We start from the raw sequence: 6,465 nt of genomic DNA on the forward strand, positions 1-6,465 counted from the left end.
GCGAGAATGGCGTCGCGAGGTTTAACGACTGCTCCGCAGCCGATCGCGGGACGAGCCACGCTCCTACAGATGTAACCGCATCATCTTGCTAATATGCCGCCCTTCGCCCCACTTCGGCCCCATCATGTCCGCACCGTCCCGCTCGCCTGTCGTCCTTTACCTGTTCTCCTGTGTGATTGCCCTGCTTGGCCTGTGCGGCTACTGGTACTGGCTGGGCAAGCCGGTGATTCTGCCGGACGCCGCCACGCCGACCCACAAACTGCAATGTGCGTCCTACACCCCGTTCGACAAAGATCAATCGCCGTTCGATCAGCCGTTCACCCTGCGCCCCGCACGGATGGACGCTGACCTGGCGCTCCTCGCCACGCGCTTCGACTGCGTGCGCACCTACTCGATGACCGGCATGGAAGCGCTTCCGGACATCGCCCGCAAATACGGCCTGAAGCTGATGCTCGGCGCCTGGGTCAACGGCAATCCGGTGGACACGGCCAAGGAAATCAAGGCGCTGGTCACGGCAGCCAATACGCACCCGGATGTGGTGACGGCGGTGATCGTCGGTAACGAAAGCCTGTTGCGCAAGGAAGTCACCGGCGCTCAGTTGGCGACGCTGATTGGTCAGGTAAAAGCGCAGGTCAAGCAGCCGGTCACTTATGCAGACGTCTGGGAATACTGGCTGCAATACCCGGAAGTCGCGCCGGCTGTGGATTTCCTGACGATCCACCTGCTGCCGTATTGGGAAGACGACCCCACCGGCATCGACGAGGCCCTGGCCCATGTCGCGCAGATCCGTGAAACGTTCGGCAAGCAATTCGCGCCCAAGGACATTCTCATCGGCGAGACTGGCTGGCCCAGCGAAGGCCGCCAGCGTGAAACGGCGCTGCCCAGCCGGGTCAACGAGGCCAAATTCATTCGCAGTTTTGTCGCAATGGCCGAGCAGCACGGCTGGCACTACAACCTGATCGAGGCCTTCGACCAGCCGTGGAAGCGCCAGTCCGAAGGCGCAGTGGGCGGTTACTGGGGGCTGTTCGATGCCGACCGCCAGGACAAAGGCGTGCTGGCCGGACCGGTGTCGAACCTGCCGTTGTGGCCATTCTGGCTGACGGTCAGTGGCGCGATCGCCCTGCTGACGCTGGCGTGGGCGGGTCGTGTCAATCGCCCAGGCGCGCTGATGCTCCCGCTGATGGCGGCGTTCGCCGGTTGCTGCATCGGCACCTGGGGTGAACTGGCCCGGGTGACCAGCCGCTTTGCCGGCGAATACATGTGGGCGGCGGCGCTGGTGGCGCTGAATCTGGTAGTGCTTGCTCACGCCGCACTGGGGTTGTCCGCCCGCGCAGGCTGGCGCGAGCGCGTGTTCGCCTGGCTGGACGCCCGGGCGGGATGGTGGTTGTACGCCAGCGGGTTCGCGGCGGCGGTGATGATGCTGGCGATGGTGTTTGATCCGCGCTACCGCAGCTTCGCGACCGCGACGCTGTGGGTGCCCGCCCTGGTCTACCTGATCCGCCCGGTGGCGGCACCGCGCCGAGAGATCGGCCTGCTGATGTTCATCGTCGGCGCCGGTATCGCGCCGCAGCTGTTTCGCGAAGGCCTGAGCAATCCCCAGGCGTGGGCGTGGGCGGTGGTGAGCATGTTGATGGCGCTGGCACTGTGGCGCAGCGTGCGTATCGGCGCTCGGATGAAGGCGCCGAGCGATGTCAGGGCAATGGCGGACGCTGTGTAACCGATGCTGCGTAGCTGATGCCGCGTAGCTGATCCTATGTAACCGAGTGTGCAGGGCGACGGATACATTGTGTTACCGCCGATAGCCTGAAACGCTCGCAGGCGGGTAACACGGAAACAGAATTCCGTTACACGGCAGGGGTGCAAACTGATCAGATTTCACAATCCCTTGATTTAAAAGGGATTTCAAAAGTTGGCACGCACCCTGCTATATCTGCTGCATAACAAGAACAAAATGTGAAAACCCAATAAAAATAAGATGAATCGGCTCTGACATAACAAGAACAACGGCACAGAGACGCAGCCAACAGATTTTTTTGGAGTAGAAATGCTTTACCGAGGCCCCGGCCTCGCAGCCCGACCGAGAACAATAAAACTACCCCCAGGTAGCGGCCAGAACGGGTTGGATCACCTCTCGCAGAAGAGGAATCAAAGCAGGTCAGCGCTCAAAAAAATACGTTTGCTCTTGTATCCCGTATGGGGATCACCGAAGACGCTGTAGAGGGACCGGTTGCCAATAACAACAACAGACCGCCCTACAACAATAAGAAAGAGAACGTGCAACGATTAAAAGGGGAGCTTCGGCTCCCCTTTATGCTGTCTGGCGTTTGGCGTTTGCGGTCAGGCTCTTTGTGACGTCAGGCTTGTTGATTACGCACGTTGACTACGCACCAGCCGCAACCCGGCAATCACCACCGCGAACACCGCCAGACTGGCCGTGTACAGCACCAGCGCGAGTATCCCCACCAGCAAGCCAACGACCGCGAGCGCTCGACCGACCTGACGTGGCACAAAGAACGCGACCAGCGATGTGATCAGCGCGCCCCATCCGAACACACCGAAGTGAATCCACAGGCCCAGGTTCGAGCGCAACTGGCACTGCCATTTCGACGCCTCGTCAGCGCAGATACCTACCCATTGCACGTCTTCCATCAGGCCGTAACGCAAGCCGTAACTGACGGCGAGCCACAGCGCCAGAATGAAAAACAGCACCACCAACGGCAGACGACGGGACACGACACACTCCAGAAAATTACCAACGGCGCGCAGCATAGCCGCAGCCGCCCGGGCAAAACCATACGGCTGATAAAAAGCACGAGCAGACAGGCCAGAAGTGCCATAACCTGTATCGTCGCGGAGGGCCATGCGAGAGTCACTTGCCGTCACGGCACTTTGGCACTACACCCGTGTCATAGCCTGCGTATTTCAACAGCACATCATTCCCAAGGGATTCAGTCATGCTTCGTTTTCTGCGCCTCGCCGCCTTATCAGGCGGCCTGTTTTTGAGTGCGTCCGTGATGGCGGTCGATATCGATCCGTCCAGCTATGGCTTCCCCTTGACCAATCCGTTCGAAGCGACCATCGCCACGACTCCACCGGATTTGCGTGCCAAGGTGCCTGAAGACGCCGACATCGATCAGGACGATTACAGCCTCACCATGCGTCCGGAGCGTGAGTTCACACTGCCGGACAACTTCTGGGCAGTGAAGAAACTGCGTTACCGCCTTGCCAAACAAGACCACCCTGCACCGCTGATCTTTCTGATTGCCGGCACCGGCGCGCCTTATAACAGCACGTTGAACGAATACCTGAAGAAGCTTTACTACGGCGCGGGTTACAACGTCGTACAGCTTTCGTCGCCTACCAGCTACGACTTCATGAGCGCCGCCTCACGTTTCGCCACCCCAGGCGTGACCAAGGAAGACGCCGAAGATTTATACCGCGTCATGCAGGCCGTTCGCGCCCAGCAGTCCAAGCTGCAGGTCACCGAGTATTACCTGACCGGTTACAGCCTCGGCGCGCTGGATGCGGCGTTCGTCAGCAAACTCGACGAAACCCGCCGCAGCTTCAACTTCAAGAAAGTGCTGCTGATCAACCCGCCGGTGAACCTGTACACGTCGATCACCAACCTCGACAAGATGGTGCAAACCGACGTCAAAGGCATCACCAACAGCACCACCTTCTATGAACTGGTGCTGCAGAAGCTGACCCGCTACTTCCGCGAAAAGGGTTACATCGACCTGAACGATGCCCTGCTGTATGACTTCCAGCAGTCCAAGCAGCACCTGTCCAATGAACAGATGGCCATGCTGATCGGCACCTCGTTCCGTTTCTCTGCTGCCGACATCGCGTTCACCTCCGACCTGATCAACCGTCGCGGCCTGATTACCCCGCCGAAGACCCCGATCAGCGAAGGCACCAGCCTGACGCCGTTCCTCAAGCGCGCGCTGCAGTGCGATTTCGATTGCTACGTAACCGAGCAAGTCATCCCGATGTGGCGTGCCCGCACCGACGGCGGCAGCCTGCTGCAGCTGGTTGATCAGGTCAGCCTGTACGCGCTGAAGGATTACCTGGCGAGCAGCAAGAAGATCGCTGTGATGCACAACGCCGACGACGTGATCCTCGGCCCGGGCGACCTCGGTTTCCTGCGCAAGACTTTTGGCGATCGCCTGACCGTTTACCCTTACGGCGGTCACTGCGGCAACATGAACTATCGCGTCAACAGCGACGCCATGCTGGAGTTTTTCCGTGGCTAAACGTCTATTGCTTATCGCCGCCCTCCTCTGCGCTGGCGCCGTCCACGCGGCCGACGCGCCGATCGTTTCCCAGGCAGCCCCGGTTCAGCGGATCGACAACCCGGACGGGTTCACCGAGCCGTTGAAGTCGCTGAAATTCAACCCGGGTCTGGACGCTCAGGAGTTCGAGCGTTCGTCGCTCAACGCGCTGAACGTCTACGATCCGCTCGAGTCCTGGAACCGTCGGGTTTACCACTTCAACTATCGCTTCGATGAGTGGGTATTCCTGCCGGTGGTCAACGGCTACAAATACGTCACGCCGAGCTTCGTGCGCACGGGCGTCAGCAACTTCTTCAGCAACCTGGGCGATGTGCCGAACCTGCTGAACAGTCTGCTGCAGTTCAAGGGCAAGCGTTCGATGGAAACCACCGGCCGCCTGATCGTCAACACCACACTCGGCATTGCCGGGCTGTGGGACCCGGCGACCATGATGGGCCTGAAGAAACAGAGCGAAGACTTCGGTCAGACCCTGGGCTTCTATGGCGTACCGGCCGGCCCGTACCTGGTGCTGCCGATCCTCGGCCCGTCGAACCTGCGTGACACTGGCGGTCTGGTCTTCGACTTCACGGCTGAATCGCAGATCAACTTCCTCAACGTCGCCCAGGTCAGCGAAGACCATCCCGAGCTATACCTGCTGCGCGCCATCGACCGTCGCTACACGACCAGCTTCCGCTATGGTCAGATGGACTCGCCGTTCGAGTACGAGAAAGTGCGTTACGTGTACACCGAAGCCCGCAAGCTGCAGGTGTCCGAGTAATCGCCTCATTGTAGGAGTGAGCTTGCTCGCGAAAACGGTATATCGCTGCTAGAGATCTAGCGGCGGCCGTTACCTCTTCGCGAGCAAGCTCGCTTCCACACACACAGTGTCTGCTGCGCGACCTCACATCTTCCGGATGATGGGGGTCTCCTGGAGTCTTGGGAATAAAGCCCGCAACCCATCGCCAAACCCGATCATTCCCCCGCAAAAACGTCACCCATCCATCGCCTCAACAGGCCTACCATAGGCGCCATTCCCCTTCTGCCGGAGTGAGCCCCATGACCCAATTTCGTAAAGTGCTGTCGATCCAGGCCGGGCAACCGACGTCGGACGGCGCTGGCGTCAAGCTGACCCGTGTGTTCGGCGGGCCAGGCATTGAATCCTTCGACCCGTTCCTGATGCTTGATGAGTTCGGCTCGGAGAACCCCGACGAGTACATCGCCGGCTTTCCGCCCCACCCCCATCGCGGGTTCGAGACCGTGACCTACATGCTCGAAGGCCGCATGCGCCATGAAGACCACATGGGCAACGTCGGCTTGCTGCAAGGCGGCGGCGTGCAATGGATGACCGCTGCGCGCGGGGTCATTCACAGCGAAATGCCCGAGCAGGAAGAAGGCGCCATGCGCGGCTTCCAGCTGTGGCTCAACCTGCCGGCCAAATCAAAGATGGGCGACGCCGGTTACGACGATATTCAGCCCGAACGCATTCCGCGCATCACTACGCAAAACGGCGTCGAGGTTGTGGTAATCGCCGGACAGTTCGACGACGGCCAAACGTCCCAGGCAGGCGCCGTGCAGCGCCCGGACACCGAGCCGCAGTATTTCGATTTCCACATGCCCGCCGGCAGCCACATCAACCCGCGCGTCGCCGAGGGCCATCGCGTGCTGCTGTACGTGTATGAAGGTGAAGTCGAGATGGCAGGACAGCCACAGAAACTGGGTACGAGCCGTCTCGCGCGGTTGTCGGAAAGCGGTGAGATTAAGCTGAGCACCCAGGCAGGCGCCCGCGTGCTGCTGATCGCTGGCAAACCCTTGGGCGAACCGATCGTGCAGTACGGCCCGTTCGTGATGAACAGCCGTGAAGAGATCGAACAAGCCCTGCGGGATTTTCGAGATGACAAGCTGACCGCGTGAACGCCACTTACAGTGTAGGAGCGCGCTTGCCCGCGAATGGGGTATGCCTGAGCCAACAATGGCGCCTGACACACCGCATTCGCCAGCAAGCCGGCTCCCACAGGTTTTGTGCCTGACGCTGAGATCCCCGCCTAAGCAAATCCGCTGTAGGAGCGCGCTTGCCCGCGAATGCGATCTGCCTGAGCCAACGATGGCGCCCGACACACCGTATTCGCCAGCAAGCCGGCTCCCACAGGTTTTGTGCCTGACGCTGAAATCCCCGCCTAAGCAAATCCGTTGTAGG

Annotated in this window: 5 protein-coding genes; 4 read left to right on the top strand and 1 reads right to left on the bottom strand. The window is 60.3% G+C overall.

The window, feature by feature from the left end; translation table 11 throughout:
* Positions 1–124 precede the first annotated feature (124 nt).
* Positions 125–1,717 (top strand): glycosyl hydrolase family 17 protein, encoded by a 1,593-nt coding sequence (locus tag ACQKEN_RS04115; protein ID WP_427683880.1) that lies wholly within the window; start codon positions 125–127, stop codon positions 1,715–1,717.
* 650 nt (positions 1,718–2,367) lie between these two features.
* Here the strand turns inward: ACQKEN_RS04115 and ACQKEN_RS04120 are convergent.
* A complete protein-coding gene (locus tag ACQKEN_RS04120; protein WP_427683882.1) occupies positions 2,368–2,733 on the bottom strand; it encodes a hypothetical protein in 366 nt (121 codons plus the stop codon).
* A 221-nt stretch (positions 2,734–2,954) separates the two neighbouring features.
* On the opposite strand from ACQKEN_RS04120, the gene ACQKEN_RS04125 reads away from it, so the two are divergent.
* The 3 genes from ACQKEN_RS04125 to ACQKEN_RS04135 all read left to right on the top strand — a co-directional run bounded on the left by ACQKEN_RS04125 (position 2,955) and on the right by ACQKEN_RS04135 (position 6,182).
* On the top strand, positions 2,955–4,253 hold the full coding sequence (locus ACQKEN_RS04125) for a serine/threonine protein kinase (RefSeq protein ID WP_065986875.1): 1,299 nt from the start codon (positions 2,955–2,957) through the stop codon (positions 4,251–4,253).
* Complete coding sequence (locus ACQKEN_RS04130) at positions 4,246–5,049, top strand: MlaA family lipoprotein (RefSeq protein ID WP_065986871.1); 804 nt, start codon at positions 4,246–4,248, stop codon at positions 5,047–5,049. Before ACQKEN_RS04125 ends, ACQKEN_RS04130 begins: the two co-directional genes overlap by 8 nt.
* Positions 5,050–5,327: 278 nt before the next feature.
* Positions 5,328–6,182 carry a pirin family protein gene (locus ACQKEN_RS04135; protein ID WP_427683884.1) on the top strand — a complete coding sequence of 285 codons (855 nt, stop codon included), beginning with the start codon at positions 5,328–5,330 and terminating at the stop codon, positions 6,180–6,182.
* The last annotated feature ends 283 nt before the right edge of the window (positions 6,183–6,465 follow it).

Source organism: Pseudomonas sp. NPDC078416 (assembly GCF_050268485.1).
GTDB lineage: Bacteria > Pseudomonadota > Gammaproteobacteria > Pseudomonadales > Pseudomonadaceae > Aquipseudomonas.